Consider the following 15,919-nt stretch of genomic DNA (forward strand, 5'->3'; position numbering starts at 1 on the left):
CCTTTTTTAAGGCTGAGTGTAGTTTCTTTAGTTGCTCTGCATTGAGATGATTCTTCGCTGGCATTTCTGCACTCATTTGACTTAATTAAGCTTTCCATTATACCCTATTTAAATGCATAACAGCTTAGAGTCTGGGACGTGAAGACTGGGAAAGAAATCCAGACTCTCCCTATGAGACATTCAGAACAGGTTCTTTCGGTTGCTTTCCGTCCAGATGGTCAAATCCTCGCGAGTGGTAGTCACGACAAGACTATTAAACTCTGGGACTGGAAAACAGGTATGGAACTACGTACCCTCAATCACCAATCCAATCATGTTAAATCGCTTGCTTTTAGTCCAGATGGTAAGGTTCTCGCCAGTGGAAGTTGCGATCAAACTATCAAGCTCTGGGACTGGAAAACAGGAGAAGAAATTAGCTCCTTAGAGGGTCATCAAAGGTGTGTTCGTGCTGTTGCCTTCAGTCCTCAAGGTAATACTTTAGCTAGTGGTAGTAAAGACCATAACATCATGATATGGAACGGGCAAACAGGACAGCTAATTCGTTCTCTTAGCGGTCACACTGACAAGGTGACATCTGTGGCGTTCAGTCCTAATGGTCAAATACTTGCTAGTGGTAGTGATGACAAAAACATTAAACTATGGGATTTGCAAACTGGACTAGAAATCGGCACACTTTCTGGGCATCAATCCTATGTTGAGTCAGTTGCTTTCAGTCCTGATGGAAAAACTCTCGTTAGCGGTGGTTATGATAAAACCATTAAGGTTTGGCAGGTGCAATAGCGGTTAATTGAAGATACGGCAGAGGAGAGCGATCGCATTCCTCACACCAAACGCGCGATCGCATCCTCCACACATTCACGCGATCGCATTCCCTACACTGCAAGCGCGATCGCTCTCCTCTGCCACAATAAAGAAAACTTTTACACACAATATTCTTATGAGTACCCAAGTCACTGTTACCCTGCCAGATGAGGTTTATCGTAGAGCTGAGCGACTAGCACAACTAAACAGCCGAGATGTCGCTGATGTCCTGGCAGATACAATTGAGCTTTCACTATCACCACTTGGTCTACAGTCGGAAGCAATTAAACCAGTATCAGCTTTATCTAACGATGAAGTGATGGCTTTAGCACAGCTTCAGATGGAACCGGATCGAGACCAAAGTCTGAGTAGACTGTTGGACAGACAACAAGCTGGGACACTTACACAAACAGAACGTTCCGAGTTACTAGCGCTGATGCAGGTTTACGAAGAAGGCTTGTTACGGAAAGCCCAAGCAATGAGTGAGGCAGTAAGGCGCGGCTTGATGGAACCATTAGAGGCATAAGTTATAGCCAGAAAATCAAGCAAAAAGCAGATTGCTAATCTCAGATACCTTACTTGCGATCGCTCCCTCTTCCCTCGCTACGATAGACTCATAGCATTAACGCCCCCATTGCCATGTCTCTCGCTCAAGATTTGAATATCCCAGACGACACATGGGAAGATATTGTCATTCCACCTACTGATTTATGGAGTGACGAACCGCCTTTGGAAAGTGACTTGCATCGACAGCAGATGGATGCGCTCATCACATCCTTAGAATGGTGGTGGCGTAACCGTAATGACTTCTATGTCAGCGGGAATCTGACAATTTACTACAGTGAAGATCAAATTAAATCGCGGGATTTTCGAGGCCCTGACTTTTTCGTAGTGCTGGGAACCGAACGCCGTCCCCGCAAAAGTTGGGTTGTTTGGGGAGAAAGCGGCAAGTATCCGAATGTAATTGTAGAAATTCTCTCTAATAGTACGGCGGACGTAGACCGGGGAGTGAAGAAACAAATTTATCAAGATATTCTTCGCACGCCCGATTATTTCTGGTTCCACCCGGTAACGCTAGAATTTGCTGGTTTTCATCTAGTAGGCGGTCAGTACCAGCCGATAGAACCCAATCCCCAAGGGTGGCTGTGGAGTCAGCAGTTAGAGTTATATCTAGGTATCCATCAAAGAAAGCTACGCTTCTTTACCACTGAAGGGCAGTTACTACCAATACCCGAAGAAGTTGCTATAGAAGTACAGCGACAAGCCGAGGAGGAACGGCAGCAAAAAGAATTGGCGCAAGCTACCGTCGAGGAGGAACGACAGCAAAAAGAATTGGCGCAAGCTACCGCCGAAGAGGAACGACAGCAAAAGGAATTGGCGCAAGCTAGGGTGGAACAATTGGCGGCGAAACTCCGGGAATTGGGTATCGATCCGGATGCTTAAAAGCGATCGCATTCCCCACACATTCACGCGATCGCACCCATCTCCCTCTTAGCCCCCTCCTCGCTTGCGGGGAGGGGGTTGGGGGTGGGGTTCTATCCCTGCAACCAACCCGCAATCTCTTCCAGCACCCCATCAATTGAACTCAAAATCACCTCATTCCTAAACCGCAGAACCCGCAACCCCAGACTCTCCAAAAACTTCTGACGGATCGCATCTTCCTCCTGAGTGAAGTCATGAATTTCTCCATCCACCTCCACCACTAACTGCGCTTCATTACAGTAAAAATCAACAATAAAACGATCGATTGAATGCTGACGGCGAAACTTGCAACCCAACAGTTGCTTATTTCTTAAACTCTGCCAAAGTTTCTCTTCTGCTGGAGTAGGTTGATGACGCATTTGGCGACCCAGTGGCTTGAGCTTTTCCCAGAGTTGGGGCGACGTTTGCCAAGATTGTCCCGGAACCCCACCCCCTAACCCCCTCCCCGCAAGCGAGGAGGGGGGATCGGAGGAGGAGGGGGGATTGGAGTAGCGTAGAAGCTTTGGTTCTATGGGTTCATCTTGGGTCATTTGGTCATCTTCGATTTGTTCGTTGGTATTTGATTTTTGTTGATTGCAAGCCAGCGCGATCGCATCCCCATCAAAAACACGCAATCGCTCTTTTGTGCAACCTTCTCTTACTTCATGGCTGTCTTAGCCCAAACTTTAGTTTAGGGCTGAAGAGACAAGAGTTATCCCGTCTCTACAGCGCGTATGGAATCAGATTCCCCTGTTGACAACCGACTTTAACGCGAACTTACTCCAGCTTCTCCGAGTCTGAGATAGCGCTTTTGCTTATACTTCGACAGGGGTGCTGCCAGCAGTAAAACCTTCTCTAGCAGCCAAGGCGCAATGCGGTTGCACCAGACGGCTAAATGACTTTGCCATCCCACCAAAATTTCCGGTGATTCCTTTTGCAGTCCGATGACGAGTGCCTGAGCGACTTTCTGAGAAGTCGTGGGCACTACCCAGCGAAACCAGTTTAATTCTCGCACCATGTCAGTGTCGGTCAAAGATGGCAGCAAAGCCATTACCCGGATATTGTAGTCAGCAAGTTCGCCGCGCAAGGCTTGGGTGAATCCCACAATTGCAAACTTGGTGGCTGAATAAGTCGCCATCGTCGGCGCGGCAATCTTGCCCATCAAGCTAGAAACGTTCACAATGGTTCCTTCCCGTTGGGTTGCCATGCGTCGAGCCACCAGACGAGTCATGGTGTACATTCCCATTAAATTAATGGCGATTTCTTGCTGCACATCTGGCAGTTGAGATTTCAAGAAGGGTGCTTGGTGTGCAACTCCTGCACAGTTGACTAGCAGATGAATCGGGCCATAATCTCGCCAAGCTTGGGCGATCGCTATATTCACTTCTACTATCTGAGCCAGATCCAAAGGCAGGATCGCGGCTTCTACGCCAAGTGCCTCGATTTGGGTAGCGACTTCTGTTAAACGATCTGCGTCGCGTGCCACCAGCAAGAGGCGTTTGGCTCCTTGTTGTGCTAGTTCAAGAGCGATCGCTCGCCCAATTCCACGGGAAGCTCCGGTAATCAGAGCTGTCTTTCCTTGAATATTCATTAAAACCTTCTCCAGTTGAGGTCTCACCGCGCTGACAAAAGCTAGTGCCGAGTAGAGGTGTGCAAGTAGAGGTAGCATCCTCCAAGCACGCAGTGAGGAAAACAGTAACTCGTAATTAGAGATGAGTTGAACTGAACTGTTGGGAGCAAGACATTTCTCAGAATTCTTGCAGGGAACCCCATTTTTGTACACAAACCTGAGAAATGTCTTTCCGGAAAACTTCAGCTAAATAAGAGTTGGACTGGCAGTACGTAAGGGGAACACGAGTTTGTAACCAGATGAAATTGAGAAATGCGTTTTGAATCGTGAAACAAAGGGATTCCTCCGCCGTCTAGCAAGATTGGTGTAGAGCCGGAGCGAGAAATACAGTTTCAGGCAATTCTGCAATCAGTGAATTGGTGAAAAGCCAAGTGTGATGTAGAGCATGGATGGCACGTCTCCTAAAATACGAGCATTGACCAGAAGCAACTCTTAAGCACACCTTAGCAACTGCATCAACAAATCGCAATCATTTTTAATAAATTTTGCTTAACATTCCGTTACAAAGCTGCCAAATGCTTTACTAAAGCCACATTTGTAGAGGTGCTAGCTTCTGGGAAGTCAGGTGATGCGGTGGGAGCGATCGCCAGCGACTTCCTGTTTGCGGGTGTTGTGCAACACACTGGGCGTCCGAAGAGAGTCAACCAAATAGCGATCGCTCACGCCAAACCACAAGCGAAAAAACCGCTCGGCTTTGAGATATTTGATATTCTGGCAAAAGCTAAGATGATCCCTTTCGCCTGCCTATGGCTGCTTTGATCAAAGAAATCCAACAGAGCCTGTTAAACCTGATGGGTCAAACTATCGAGGCACTACCGGGAATTTTGATGGGGATCGCAATCCTCTTTTTAACCCGGTACGGAGCGAATCTGGTTCGGAAGATCGTCAGCAGCGTTGGCAGACGTGCCCTGAAAAACCCATCGCTGAGAGTGCTGCTAGTGCAGACTGGTTTTGTAGGAACCTGGGTGGTGGGGACTCTTTTTGCCTGTGTTGTTGCCTTCCCAGACTTGCGCCTGGGCGACATCATTGGTTTGCTAGGACTCAGTTCGGTAGCGATTGGCTTCGCCTTTCAAGATATATTCAAAAATTTTCTGGCGGGAGTGCTGCTGCTGTTGCAGGAACCGTTTCGGTTGGGGGATCAAGTGATTGTAAACGGTTTTGAGGGCACGATTGAAGAAATCTCCCTGCGCTCCACCCAAATTGTCACCTATCAGGGAGAGCGCATCGTCGTGCCAAATGCAATAGTATTCACGAGTCCGGTGCAAGTGCTGACGGCGATGCCCCACCGCCGGACGGATTTGGAAATTGGCGTCGATTACCATACACCTTTACCCTACGCCATTGAAACTCTGTTCAAAGCCGTGTCTGAAGTCCAGGGCGTCTTATCGAAACCCGCACCGGAAGTGGATGGACTGAGCTTTGGTGATAGCTCAATTAACTTGGTCGTGCGCTATTGGACATCGCCGCACAAAGTAGATGTGCGCCGGACTAGAACCAAGGTGATGATCGCGCTCAAACAAGCTTGCGATCGCGCTGACATTAACATTCCCTACCCCATCCGCACGCTTTACCACTACAACCAGCAGCAGTTCAACGATGCTTCCCCAGTTTCGGATGGTGCAGACAAAAGCTGAAAGTTTTGAGTTTTGATCTCTTCAATTCAAAACTCAAAACTTAAAACTCACAACTAATTCATTCCCTATTTTGTTAAACCACCGCCGCCACTTTCAGCTCAAAAATCCTCTCGATCGTATCCTCCACCACCTTATCGGGAGTTGAGGCTCCAGAAGTAATTCCTACCACAATAGGACCAGCCGGTAGCCAATTTTCTTGAACTTCCAAATTGCCACCCAGAGGCTTATGCTCCACGCGATTGCCAGGGCCAATTCGCTCGGCACTATCGATGTGATAGGAAGGAATTTTCCGCTCAATGGCGATTTCTTGTAAGTGCGTCGTATTGGAAGAATTGAAGCCCCCAATCACCACCATGACATCTAGCTTTTCATCTACTAGCTGAAACATGGCATCTTGTCGCTCTTGAGTGGCGTCGCAGATGGTGTTGAAGCTTTGGAAATGCTCGTTCAACTCGCTTGGACCATACTTTCTCATCATGGTGCGCTCAAATAGCTTGCCGATTAGCTCGGTTTCGCTCTTGAGCATGGTGGTTTGATTCGCAATGCCAATCCGCTCTAAATCGGTGTCGGGATCGAATCCATCTGAGCAAGCGCGGCTGAATTTTGTCATAAATTCGTCGCGATTACCGCCATTGAGAATGTAGTCAGAGACATACTCAGCTTGTGCCAAATTCAGCACGATCAAATACTTGTCAGCAAAAGAACTGGTAGCGACGGTTTCTTCGTGGTTGTATTTGCCATGAATGAGCGAGGTGTAAGCTTTTTTCTTGTGCTTTTCGACAGTATTCCAAACTTTAGAAACCCAAGGACAGGTTGTATCCACAATCTTGCAACCCTTGTCGTTGAGCAGCTGCATTTCCTGAACGCTGGCACCAAACGCTGGTAAAATCACCACATCACCAGCATCGACAACGGAGAAGTCTTTCTCGCCTTCGTGTAGTGCGATAAATCCTACGTTCATCTCCTGCAAGCGCTGATTCACAGAAGGGTTGTGAATAATTTCGTTGGTAATCCAAATGCGATCGCTAGGGAAGTGCTGGCGGGTTTCATAAGCCATTGCCACAGCTCGCTCGACGCCCCAGCAAAAACCAAACGATTCGGCTAACCGGATGGTGACATCACCCCGTTTCAGGGTGTAGTTATTTTCCCGAATTTCCTGAATGAGATGGCTTTGATACTCGGATTTGAGGACACCAGCGACTTCCGCTTCGTGACCAAACCCCTTGCGATGGTAGTTCTCAGAACTATGTAATGACCGTTTAAAGGCTTTTGTATCCATGCAGCTGTTTCCTCTCTCATTCTGGTGTTTCTCCTCGTCGATCATAAAATGCCTGGAGGCTCAGCTGGCGTTACCCAGCAAAGTCAAAGCCAGGAATTTTTAATTAGGGCTTGCTGGGTTCTGTTTCCACCTGAATGAAGAATTGAAGCGCATAGCGCCAAATCACGTAGCCTTGGGGACTTAGGTGCAAGCCATCGGTCGTTAGATCGGGCTGGATATTGCCAGTATCATCGGCAAATAGGGGATAGAGATCGAGATAACTGACAGATTCCGAACGAGCGATCGCGCCTAGTTGTCGGTTTAGTTGGCGGATGCGACTGTTAGGGATAGTAATCAGGCGATCGCGTCCCACCCAGGTTGACTTTTTACCGCCGTGGGGCAAAATCGACTGCACAACAATCTGTGCTTGGGGATGAACCCGTCGCAGATAGCGGATAATCTGTCGCTGGTTTGCCAAAATTGTCCGATCCCCCACCCCCCGGATCAGGTCGTTAATGCCAATCATCACCAAGATCGTTTCCGGCTGAGTTTCGTCCAACACATCCAATCGGTTGAGCAAACCCGCCGAAGTATCTCCAGAAATTCCTTGATTGAGCCAAGTGCGCTCTGTTGGCAATAGCTCCGAAGGAAACCACAGGCTGAGCGAATCCCCAGCCAGTACGGTTAAATGTTTGGGATTTTGTGTTGCTGCTACCTCAGCTTCTTGCCTGAGCAGCGTCACCCACTGAGCGTAATTCAGCTGGTGACGCGGTCCTAACGCTGGTGTGGGAGGCAGTGTTTTCGTCAGCAGACTGGTAGAGATGTCTTCTGGGATCGGCTCTACAGGTGTAGCATCGCTAGCTTGTAACCTAGCTGGCAGCCACCGATCCCGATTCAGCAACAAAATTACTGTTAGCATCAGCAACCCGTTGGTAGCTAGGGACAAGAGCGCCCAAGCCGGAAGAAAGGTTTTCGAGCGAGTGGACACACTAATCAGATTCAGCACAGGTTGAATTTAATCTTAAATTGCTAGCATCCACAAATCGAGCGATCGCCTAGCTGCCAATGGAACATATTGCCGATTATTCGCCTTTGAAGCTCAGTCCTGTTGCAAAATCCTCTCCATAACCTTCTTCACCATGCTCGTTGATGTCTAAACCTTGGTCTTCAACGCTAGGTTTGGCTCGCAAATCCATCACCAAAGCTAAAAGTTTCAGGATGGCAAAAGTGCCCACCCCGGCAAACACGTAGGTTGCTAAGACACCGACAATCTGTTCCCATAATTGGGCTGGATTGCCGAAAAATAAGCCGTTGTCTCCTGCCGAGTTAACGGTTGTCGTAGCAACCAGACCCGTCAGAAGCGCGCCTACCGTCCCGCCAACACCGTGGATGGGAAAGGTATCCAAAGAGTCGTCAAACTGCAACTTGGCTCGGAGACTGACGGCATAGAAACAGCAAACAGAGCTGATGGAACCGATGAAGATTGCTCCCAGCGGATTCACGTATCCTGCTGCCGGGGTCACGCCAACCAGTCCTGCTAGGAAACCGCTGGCAATGCCAATCGCAGTAGGTTTGCCTCTGAGTAGCCATTCTAGGACGACCCAAGTGAGACCCGCAGCGGCAGCAGAGACCATCGTGGCGACGAAAGCCACCGCTGCCAAGGAACCTGCTGTTAAAGCACTCCCGGCATTAAAGCCAAACCAGCCAAACCAGAGCATACCGATTCCGAGTAACACGTAAGGCACGTTATGGGGTGCGTGTGGTGTCACCATGAAGCTTTTTCGCGGCCCAATCACCCAAGCGGCAACGAGAGCAGATACACCAGAGCTAATGTGTACGACTGTCCCTCCGGCAAAGTCTAAGGCTCCAAATGTACCGATCCAGCCTTTGCCCCAAACCCAGTGAGCTAAAGGAGAGTAGATAAAGGTAGACCAAAGCAGTATGAACCAGAAGTATGCCTTAAAACTCATCCGCTCCACAATTGCCCCGGAAATCAGAGCCGGAGTGATGATGGCGAACATCATCTGGTAAACCATGAAGACTTGATGGGGAATCGTGCCAGCGTAACCGACGGGATCGGGTTGGTCGAAGGCGACGTTATTCAAAAACAGCCAGTTGAGGCTGCCAATGAAGGGATTGGCAGTGAAAGGAGGATCGGCTCCAGGCGTCACGGAAGTGGGTGCAAAGGCGAGGCTATAGCCCCAAAGCACCCAGGTAACGCCGACAACTGCCATGAGGATGAAGCTCATCATCATGGTGTTGAGGACGTTGCGCGATCGCACTAATCCGCCATAGAAAAAAGCCAGCCCAGGCGTCATCAGCAGCACTAGGGCTGATGAGATTAGCATAAATGCTGTATCGCCTGTATCGATTTTCGGAGCCGCAGCAGTGGCGGGAGACGCTTCCTGACGCGAAGCATCGGCTGGTTCCCCAGGAGGCGCTGCGGGAGTAGACAATTCCGGGGAAGGACTGACTGAAGGCGATGCGTCTTGGGTAAGTGCATTTCCCACCATCGGGCCACCCAGAAGACACAACGCGAGTATCCAAGTAATGAGAACTTTCTTGATCACTGATTCTGTTCCATCAACGCGATCGCTATTCTTGAGCAAATGAATCTGATTGCACCAATTTCAACCAAGGCAATTCTGTATCAAATTATACAAATTAGCGAGACTGCTCATAAATATTTCACCCGCAGATAGAGGACAAAAATGAAATCCGCCCTATTCTCATCAATGAAGTTGGGAATAGGGCGGACTCTATTGGGAAAGGACAAAACTCAAAAGAGCAAAATCTTTTCTTTTGGCTTATCTGTCATTACTTGACGAATTCACCGGGCGGAGTCGGCATTCCACCATGCTTGCCAGTATCAGAAAACCCAGCAGAGCTTCCTTCCTTGAGGAATCCACTATAGGCTTCCATGCCGTGTTCGCCGATATCTAAACCTTCAAACTCCTCTTCTGGAGTGACTCGGATACCGAGGGTCGCTTTCAGCGCCAGCCAGAAGATTGTACTGAGTAGAACGGTTATGCCTCCCACTGTGACAACACCAATCAGTTGCGTGATGAATTGTCCCGGACCACCACCGAGCAATAACCCCTTGGTTGGGCCAAGACCCTCACCGTACCAGGAATAGACACCAGGGCCAGCAGCAAATAGACCCACTGCCAGAGTCCCCCAAATGCCGCAAACCAGGTGAACCGAGGTCGCACCCACCGGGTCATCTATTTTGATCTTGTCAAAGAAAGTGACTGCGAAAACGACTAATACTCCGGCAACCACTCCAATAATCAAAGCACTGCCAATGCTGATGAAAGCACAGGGAGCTGTCACCGCAACCAAGCCAGCCAGGATGCCGTTGATAATCATCGACAGATCCGGCTTACCCAAATACAGCCAAGCCGTGGCGGTAGCGGCGATTCCACCCGCAGCAGCCCCCATGTTGGTTGTCAGGGCAATGTGAGTAATAGCATTGGGATCGGCAGCCATTGTGGAGCCTGGATTGAAACCAAACCAACCCAACCAGAGAATCAAAGTGCCTAAGGTGGCAATGCTCAGGTTATGACCAGGGAAAGCAACGCTTTGCCCGTCTTGATATTTACCGAGCCGTGGCCCTAAGAATGCGGCTCCCATCAAAGCTGCCCAGCCACCCACCGAGTGAACGACCGTTGAACCGGCAAAATCCCAGAAACCTTGGTTTTGCAGCCAGCCACCGCCCCAGATCCAGTGTCCGGTGAGCGGGTAGGCAATCCCGACGAGTAAGAGGCTGAAGATTAAGAAGTCAACAAACTTAATTCTTTCTGCAACCGCTCCAGAAACAATCGTGGCGGCTGTTCCAGCAAATACGAGCTGAAACAAAAACTTAGCAGCTAAGGGAACGCCAGCCCATTTCAGAGAGCCAAAAATACCTTGATAGGCATCGTTTGTGGCGGGACTGTTATCGGCTCCGCTCAAAAACCAACCACTCATACCAATGAAGGAATTGCCGTCCCCGAACATTAAGCCAAAACCGATCGCCCAAAAAGCGACGGTCGCTAGAGCAAACACAATCAAGTTTTTGGCAAGAACGTTGACCGCGTTTTTCTGGCGGCAGAAGCCAGTTTCTAACATACAAAAGCCAGCGTTCATGAAGAACACTAGGAAAGCAGCGATCGCTACCCATAGGGTGTCTAGCGCTACCTTCAGCTCGGCTGTCGTCGGTCCCTCAGCCGCCGGAGCATCCTGGGCGACTGCTGCGTAACCCCACACCATCACAATCAAAGTGGCGATAGGAATGCAAGCTTGCCAACTTGGCGTCAGCCGCTTAATGGCAATTTGCAACTGCTTAAACATCATGGCAGTCCGGGGAGATTGGACTTGCCAATTAGAAGACAATCGCTTCTTTTTGGCTTTCGACTTCTTCTTTTTGAGCATTAATTTAGACATCATCACTGCGCTTTCCTCAATCAGTCCGACACATCCATCGGTTAAGTCAAAAATCAGTAAATCCAGTCATTTGAAGTGAGTATATGACAAACCATTACAGGCAACTCATTAGGGATTTTTTCCTTTATCAACATCTAGACGGAATGGCTAATTGGTCTGGGAAATTTTAAGATTTTGTATTTTCCGAGGGGTGAGATTCTGTATCGAGGATTACATTTTTAAATTCTGGCTCTGGGATCTCAACCCACACAACTCTGCTGGAAGTAGAAATCACGGGAGTTTGAGCGAATTTGGTGCTAACTCAGGTTATATCCATCTATGGGGGGATGACCCCTAAAATGCCTAAAATTTATTAAACGAATTCATCCAGACTTCAGAAGCTTGAAGTTTTCCAGAAATCCCAATTTTATAGAAACTTTAATCAAGCAATTATTTTATTTCAAAAAATGCTTTCTTAGAAACTTTATATATAAATAAAATGCAAGTTTTTCTATTTTATATTTTACTAGCAGATAAAAACTGTTACAGAGATAGCAAAAATCAAGCTTGCAAGCTTTTATTGGGCAAGATTCAACTTTGCTTTAAGCGCGAAATACTCAACGGATAGAGTTGGGCTGAATCTCAAAAAATCTGCCCCTGTCGCCTCTCCAGTTTCGCTAAAAATGAAATTCGCAGTTTTCTTGACGTACCTCGCTATCGCTAAAGAAAGTGGTTGGCATCAAAAAAATATTCTTGAGATTTCAGCCGTTTCTCCTACCCGCCCAAGCGTAAAAAAACAACTGACTCGCCATTAGGATTAAGGCATTTTATCCAAATACTGCTTGTAGCCGAGTTCATCCAGAAGCTGCTGCTTCTCCATCACGGAATCGCTTAAACTGCGGCGATATTGCTGCACTCGTTCTAGTAATTCTGGCTGGTGGGATGCCAAGATTTGCACAGCCAACAAACCGGCATTTTTCGCATTGCCAATCGCAACAGTAGCGACAGGAATTCCCGCTGGCATTTGCACGATGGAATAGAGGGAATCAACGCCCTGCAAGTGACGGCTAGTGACTGGCACCCCAATCACTGGCAAGGGTGTCAGAGACGCTACCATTCCGGGGAGATGGGCAGCGCCACCGGCACCAGCGATAATCACTTTGATGCCGCGCTGGTGGGCTTGTTGGGCGTATTCTACCATCCGTTCTGGGGTACGGTGGGCAGAGACGATGGCGACTTCGCAGCCTACGCCAAATTCTTCACAAACTGCGATCGCGCTTTGCATTGTAGGTAAATCGGAATCGCTACCCATGATGATGCCAATTAACGGTTGAGTCATTTTTTCGCTAGTTATCAGTTGGTAGGAACACGGTAGTGCCGTGTCTTTACAAGTTGGTTGTTAGATAAACTGGTGTCGGCTCGAATTTAGGTATCTTGTCGCAAAAGTGATGACAGACGCAACAACGCTATCGATTACTGCCCCAATCGCGATTCGCAATGCTCGATTTCGAGGCTACGAAAGCTTACAGCAGATTTGGATTCATCAGGGCAGGATTGAGCAAATTCTGTCAATGGACAGTGGATTCAAAATGGTTCCACCTGCGGATTTGCAAGTGCTGGATGTGGAGGGAGATTGGGTATCGCTGGGTGGTGTCGATTTGCAGATTAACGGGGCGTTGGGGTTGGCATTTCCAGACTTGAATCTAGAAAATTGCGATAAGCTACCGGAAATTTGTGAATTTCTGTGGAATCAGGGCGTTGATAGTTTTTTGCCTACCATCGTTACAACATCGGTTGAGAACATTCAGCGATCGCTCTCCATTTTCTCCAATTTTGCCGCTTCCCAGCACCAAGATCGAGCCACTGCCGAAATTTTGGGGGTACATTTGGAAGGGCCATTTCTCAATCCCCAGAAGCGAGGCGCACACCCCGCCGAGTACCTATTACCGCTGACAATTGACTCCCTGAAACTGGTTTTGGGGGATTATGCGGGTATCGTGAAAGTGATTACTTTGGCACCAGAGTTAGATCCGACTGGGGAAGCGATCGCGTATTTGCAAAGTCTTGGTATCACCGTCAGTCTGGGACACTCACTCGCCACTGAAGCCCAAGCGCAGCAAGCTTTTAGACTGGGGGCGTCGATGGTGACTCATGCCTTCAATGCCATGCCCGGATTACATCACCGCGAACCCGGATTATTAGGAGCCGCCCTGGTTCATCCAGCGGTACAGTGTGGTTTAATTGCCGATGGTCAGCACGTCTCTCAGACGATGATTCAGCTGCTGCTACGCGCCAGTTCTACCCCCCTAAACAAGGGGAAGCAGGGGGAACTATCCGAGCAAGGCATTTTCCTGGTTAGCGACGCCTTAGCACCCTTGGGACTCCCCGATGGCATTTATCCGTGGGATACGCGGCAGATAGAAGTGAAAAACGGCACCGCACGACTGCCAGAGGGAACTCTTTCCGGGACAACATTACCGCTGCTGGTAGGCGTGCAGAATCTAGTGCGCTGGGGGATTTGTGAAGTCGAGACAGCGATCGCGCTTGCCACAGAATCCCCGCGTCGCGCCATAGGGTTGCTCAAAGAACCGTCAAAACGCGATCGCCAAAAAAACAACAAACGCTACCCCTACCTCAGTCAACCCGCTCATCAACTGCTGCGTTGGCATCTAGACGAATCAACCAAAGAACTCACCTGGCAACGCTTATTTCCCAATTCTTAAGGTACTCAGATATTGCACAAAGCCCTAGCAAAGGTTATTCGCGGCTATACAGACTCTCATCCGAGAAGGGTAATTGAAACCTGCTCTCGTCAGGTTTAGTTTGTGTAGCAGCGGTTTCAACCGCCCAGCTGACCGCGCAGAATGGTAAGTTTAAGCGTTGGGAACACTTCGACAAAATCCAATTTCATGAACGCAGCAGACGATAAAACAATTGTCAAAGACTATTTCAACTCCACCGGCTTCGATCGCTGGAGACGCATTTACGGCGACGGTGAAGTTAATAAAGTCCAATTGGACATCCGCGAAGGACATCAGCAGACAGTCGATACCGTACTTAGCTGGCTGAAAGCCGATGACAATTTAGCCAATCTATCCATCTGCGATGCTGGTTGTGGCGTCGGTAGCCTCAGCATCCCCCTCGCCGAAGTCGGTGCCAAAGTCTATGCCAGCGATATCTCCGAAAAAATGGTGGGAGAAGCCAAGGAAAGAGCCGAAGCAGTTCTAGGCAACACTAGCAATCCTACTTTCACCGTGCAGGATTTAGAAACATTAAGCGGCAAATATCACACTGTTATTTGCTTAGATGTGCTAATTCACTATCCCCAAGACAAAGCCGCCGAGATGATTTCCCATCTCACTTCTATGGCAGAATCTCGGATGATTCTCAGCTTTGCGCCGAAAACTTTAGCCCTCAGTTTGCTCAAAAAAATTGGCAGTTTTTTCCCCGGTGCCAGCAAAGCCACTCGCGCTTATTTGCACCGAGAAGCCGATATCGTGAAGATTCTTGAAAGTAACGGCTTTTCGATTCAGCGGCAAGGAATGACTAAGACTCGATTTTACTTTTCTCGCATACTGGAAGCTACCCGAAAGTCAGGTTAAGATCGCGGCTGTATTGACAACATCAGCTGGGCACCATGAAGCTCATGAAAAAACTGTCTGCGGGCTTGCTACTGACATTCGGCGGTCTTTTTCTAATGATTCCGCTCATTGTTTTTGCCATGCCGAATCCGAATGCCAGTCCAGAGGATAAACAGGAAGATAGAGATGCTGCTTTGGGAGGTCTAGTTTTAGGACTACCAGCGGTAGCTGTAGGAGGATGGCTGGTGTGGGGATTGCGGAAACAACACTCGAAAGAAACAGGCGATCGCCTCCAGTCTACCTTTTACCGGCTACTCACAGAAGGCGATGGTAGTATCACCGCCTTACAGTTTGCGATGGAGACAAAACTAACAGCAGCAGAGGCAAAGCAGTATTTAGATGATAGAGCTAAAGAATACGACGCTAATTTTAAAGTAAGTGACGAAGGAGGCGTTTCTTATTACTTCCTGCTGAAATAAGAGTTGCGGAAATTATGATGACGCAGATTTTTTTATGCATCGCATCTATCTTAGGCGGGTTGTCCGTCGCCGCTGGTGCTTTTGCCTCCCACGCTTTGAAAGAAAAACTAACTGAACGGGCGACAGAAATCTTTGAGACGGCTGCCCGTTATCAGATGTATCACGCATTAGCTTTACTACTGGTGGCATTATTATTAAGTCGCGCCGAGGCAGCACAGTCAACGCTTGTGGCAGCAGGGTACGCCTTCATCATTGGCGTCGTCCTTTTCTCAGGCAGTCTTTATGTCTTGAGTCTGACGGGTGTAAAGTGGCTGGGAGCAATTACTCCACTAGGAGGAGTAGCATTTATTGTGGGATGGGGTTGTTTGGCAGTTGCCGCATTCAGTTTTAAATAACCATCACTTTTGCCAACTAACCTTTAGTCAAAAACCTGTGTAGATTGGGTTGAGTAACGAAACCCAACAGATGCTTATTAATGTTGGGTTTCGTTGCCTCAACCCAACCTACAATTCTTCTTAACTCAATTATGATGTCATGAGTATATTGAATTGAATTTTACTATAAGTTAAACTTTAGTAAAGCAACGCCTCTAATGCTTGCAAATTTTGATGAGAGCGAATTTCCTCAACCCAGCATTTTAGCCTAGACACGCTAGTAGGTTGGGTTGAGGT

The 15,919-nt window shown here is 48.4% G+C and carries 16 protein-coding genes; 9 read left to right on the forward strand and 7 right to left on the reverse strand.

Annotated elements, in window-relative coordinates; all coding sequences use genetic code 11:
• The first annotated feature begins 138 nt into the window (after window positions 1-138).
• The 3 genes from ACFW2W_RS01560 to ACFW2W_RS01570 all read left to right on the forward strand — a co-directional run bounded on the left by ACFW2W_RS01560 (window position 139) and on the right by ACFW2W_RS01570 (window position 2,244).
• Window positions 139-780, forward strand: a complete 642-nt coding sequence (locus tag ACFW2W_RS01560) for a WD40 repeat domain-containing protein (RefSeq protein WP_378172413.1) — start codon at window positions 139-141, stop codon at window positions 778-780.
• A 7-nt stretch (window positions 781-787) separates the two neighbouring features.
• Window positions 788-1,327: a hypothetical protein gene (locus ACFW2W_RS01565; RefSeq protein ID WP_378172416.1), complete on the forward strand. Its 540-nt coding sequence runs from the start codon at window positions 788-790 to the stop codon at window positions 1,325-1,327.
• Between the two features lie 113 nt (window positions 1,328-1,440).
• Complete coding sequence (locus tag ACFW2W_RS01570; protein WP_378172419.1) at window positions 1,441-2,244, forward strand: Uma2 family endonuclease; 804 nt, start codon at window positions 1,441-1,443, stop codon at window positions 2,242-2,244.
• Window positions 2,245-2,336: 92 nt separating this feature from the next.
• Here the strand turns inward: ACFW2W_RS01570 and ACFW2W_RS01575 are convergent, their stop codons facing one another.
• Together ACFW2W_RS01575 and ACFW2W_RS01580 are read right to left on the reverse strand one after the other, a co-directional pair.
• Window positions 2,337-2,897, reverse strand: a complete 561-nt coding sequence (locus tag ACFW2W_RS01575) for an endonuclease domain-containing protein (protein WP_378172422.1) — start codon at window positions 2,895-2,897, stop codon at window positions 2,337-2,339.
• 131 nt (window positions 2,898-3,028) lie between these two features.
• Complete coding sequence (locus tag ACFW2W_RS01580) at window positions 3,029-3,853, reverse strand: SDR family NAD(P)-dependent oxidoreductase (protein ID WP_378172425.1); 825 nt, start codon at window positions 3,851-3,853, stop codon at window positions 3,029-3,031.
• A 582-nt stretch (window positions 3,854-4,435) separates the two neighbouring features.
• Between ACFW2W_RS01580 and ACFW2W_RS01585 the strand changes: the two genes are divergently transcribed.
• Both ACFW2W_RS01585 and ACFW2W_RS01590 read left to right on the forward strand, forming a co-directional pair.
• Window positions 4,436-4,651 (forward strand): hypothetical protein, encoded by a 216-nt coding sequence (locus ACFW2W_RS01585; RefSeq protein ID WP_378172428.1) that lies wholly within the window; start codon window positions 4,436-4,438, stop codon window positions 4,649-4,651.
• A complete protein-coding gene (locus tag ACFW2W_RS01590) occupies window positions 4,639-5,526 on the forward strand; it encodes a mechanosensitive ion channel family protein (protein WP_378172430.1) in 888 nt (295 codons plus the stop codon). Before ACFW2W_RS01585 ends, ACFW2W_RS01590 begins: the two co-directional genes overlap by 13 nt.
• A 73-nt stretch (window positions 5,527-5,599) precedes the next feature.
• Here ACFW2W_RS01590 and ACFW2W_RS01595 read toward each other — a convergent pair whose 3' ends face one another.
• The 5 genes from ACFW2W_RS01595 to purE all read right to left on the reverse strand — a co-directional run bounded on the left by ACFW2W_RS01595 (window position 5,600) and on the right by purE (window position 12,527).
• Window positions 5,600-6,805: a 4-hydroxy-3-methylbut-2-enyl diphosphate reductase gene (locus tag ACFW2W_RS01595; protein ID WP_378172433.1), complete on the reverse strand. Its 1,206-nt coding sequence runs from the start codon at window positions 6,803-6,805 to the stop codon at window positions 5,600-5,602.
• A gap of 103 nt (window positions 6,806-6,908) precedes the next feature.
• Window positions 6,909-7,772, reverse strand: a complete 864-nt coding sequence (locus ACFW2W_RS01600; RefSeq protein WP_378172520.1) for an SGNH/GDSL hydrolase family protein — start codon at window positions 7,770-7,772, stop codon at window positions 6,909-6,911.
• Window positions 7,773-7,866: 94 nt separating this feature from the next.
• Window positions 7,867-9,354 carry an ammonium transporter gene (locus ACFW2W_RS01605; RefSeq protein ID WP_378172436.1) on the reverse strand — a complete coding sequence of 496 codons (1,488 nt, stop codon included), beginning with the start codon at window positions 9,352-9,354 and terminating at the stop codon, window positions 7,867-7,869.
• Between the two features lie 247 nt (window positions 9,355-9,601).
• Window positions 9,602-11,197, reverse strand: a complete 1,596-nt coding sequence (locus ACFW2W_RS01610; protein ID WP_378172522.1) for an ammonium transporter — start codon at window positions 11,195-11,197, stop codon at window positions 9,602-9,604.
• Between the two features lie 808 nt (window positions 11,198-12,005).
• Window positions 12,006-12,527: a 5-(carboxyamino)imidazole ribonucleotide mutase gene (gene purE / locus ACFW2W_RS01615; protein ID WP_378172438.1), complete on the reverse strand. Its 522-nt coding sequence runs from the start codon at window positions 12,525-12,527 to the stop codon at window positions 12,006-12,008.
• A gap of 109 nt (window positions 12,528-12,636) precedes the next feature.
• Between purE and nagA the strand changes: the two genes are divergently transcribed.
• The 4 genes from nagA (at window position 12,637) to ACFW2W_RS01635 (ending at window position 15,643) form a co-directional block, all read left to right on the forward strand.
• Complete coding sequence (nagA, locus tag ACFW2W_RS01620; RefSeq protein ID WP_378172441.1) at window positions 12,637-13,911, forward strand: N-acetylglucosamine-6-phosphate deacetylase; 1,275 nt, start codon at window positions 12,637-12,639, stop codon at window positions 13,909-13,911.
• A 186-nt stretch (window positions 13,912-14,097) separates the two neighbouring features.
• On the forward strand, window positions 14,098-14,790 hold the full coding sequence (bchM, locus tag ACFW2W_RS01625; RefSeq protein ID WP_378172444.1) for a magnesium protoporphyrin IX methyltransferase: 693 nt from the start codon (window positions 14,098-14,100) through the stop codon (window positions 14,788-14,790).
• Between the two features lie 44 nt (window positions 14,791-14,834).
• Complete coding sequence (locus tag ACFW2W_RS01630) at window positions 14,835-15,248, forward strand: hypothetical protein (protein ID WP_378172447.1); 414 nt, start codon at window positions 14,835-14,837, stop codon at window positions 15,246-15,248.
• Window positions 15,249-15,265: 17 nt separating this feature from the next.
• Window positions 15,266-15,643, forward strand: coding sequence for a DUF423 domain-containing protein (locus ACFW2W_RS01635; protein WP_378172525.1), 378 nt, complete (start codon window positions 15,266-15,268; stop codon window positions 15,641-15,643).
• The last annotated feature ends 276 nt before the right edge of the window (window positions 15,644-15,919 follow it).

The sequence above is a fragment of the Coleofasciculus sp. H7-2 genome, assembly GCF_042747725.1.
GTDB lineage: Bacteria > Cyanobacteriota > Cyanobacteriia > Cyanobacteriales > FACHB-T130 > FACHB-T130.

Excerpts from the sequence above, each read along its gene's own strand:
- ACFW2W_RS01570 (WP_378172419.1), top strand. The coding sequence starts at position 1,441 with ATGTCTCTCGCTCAAGATTTGAATATCCCAGACGACACATGGGAAGAT.
- ACFW2W_RS01580 (WP_378172425.1), bottom strand. The coding sequence starts at position 3,853 with ATGAATATTCAAGGAAAGACAGCTCTGATTACCGGAGCTTCCCGTGGA.
- ACFW2W_RS01590 (WP_378172430.1), top strand. The coding sequence starts at position 4,639 with ATGGCTGCTTTGATCAAAGAAATCCAACAGAGCCTGTTAAACCTGATG.
- ACFW2W_RS01595 (WP_378172433.1), bottom strand. The coding sequence starts at position 6,805 with ATGGATACAAAAGCCTTTAAACGGTCATTACATAGTTCTGAGAACTAC.
- ACFW2W_RS01610 (WP_378172522.1), bottom strand. The coding sequence starts at position 11,197 with ATGCTCAAAAAGAAGAAGTCGAAAGCCAAAAAGAAGCGATTGTCTTCT.
- purE (WP_378172438.1), bottom strand. The coding sequence starts at position 12,527 with ATGACTCAACCGTTAATTGGCATCATCATGGGTAGCGATTCCGATTTA.
- nagA (WP_378172441.1), top strand. The coding sequence starts at position 12,637 with ATGACAGACGCAACAACGCTATCGATTACTGCCCCAATCGCGATTCGC.
- bchM (WP_378172444.1), top strand. The coding sequence starts at position 14,098 with ATGAACGCAGCAGACGATAAAACAATTGTCAAAGACTATTTCAACTCC.
- ACFW2W_RS01630 (WP_378172447.1), top strand. The coding sequence starts at position 14,835 with ATGAAAAAACTGTCTGCGGGCTTGCTACTGACATTCGGCGGTCTTTTT.
- ACFW2W_RS01635 (WP_378172525.1), top strand. The coding sequence starts at position 15,266 with ATGACGCAGATTTTTTTATGCATCGCATCTATCTTAGGCGGGTTGTCC.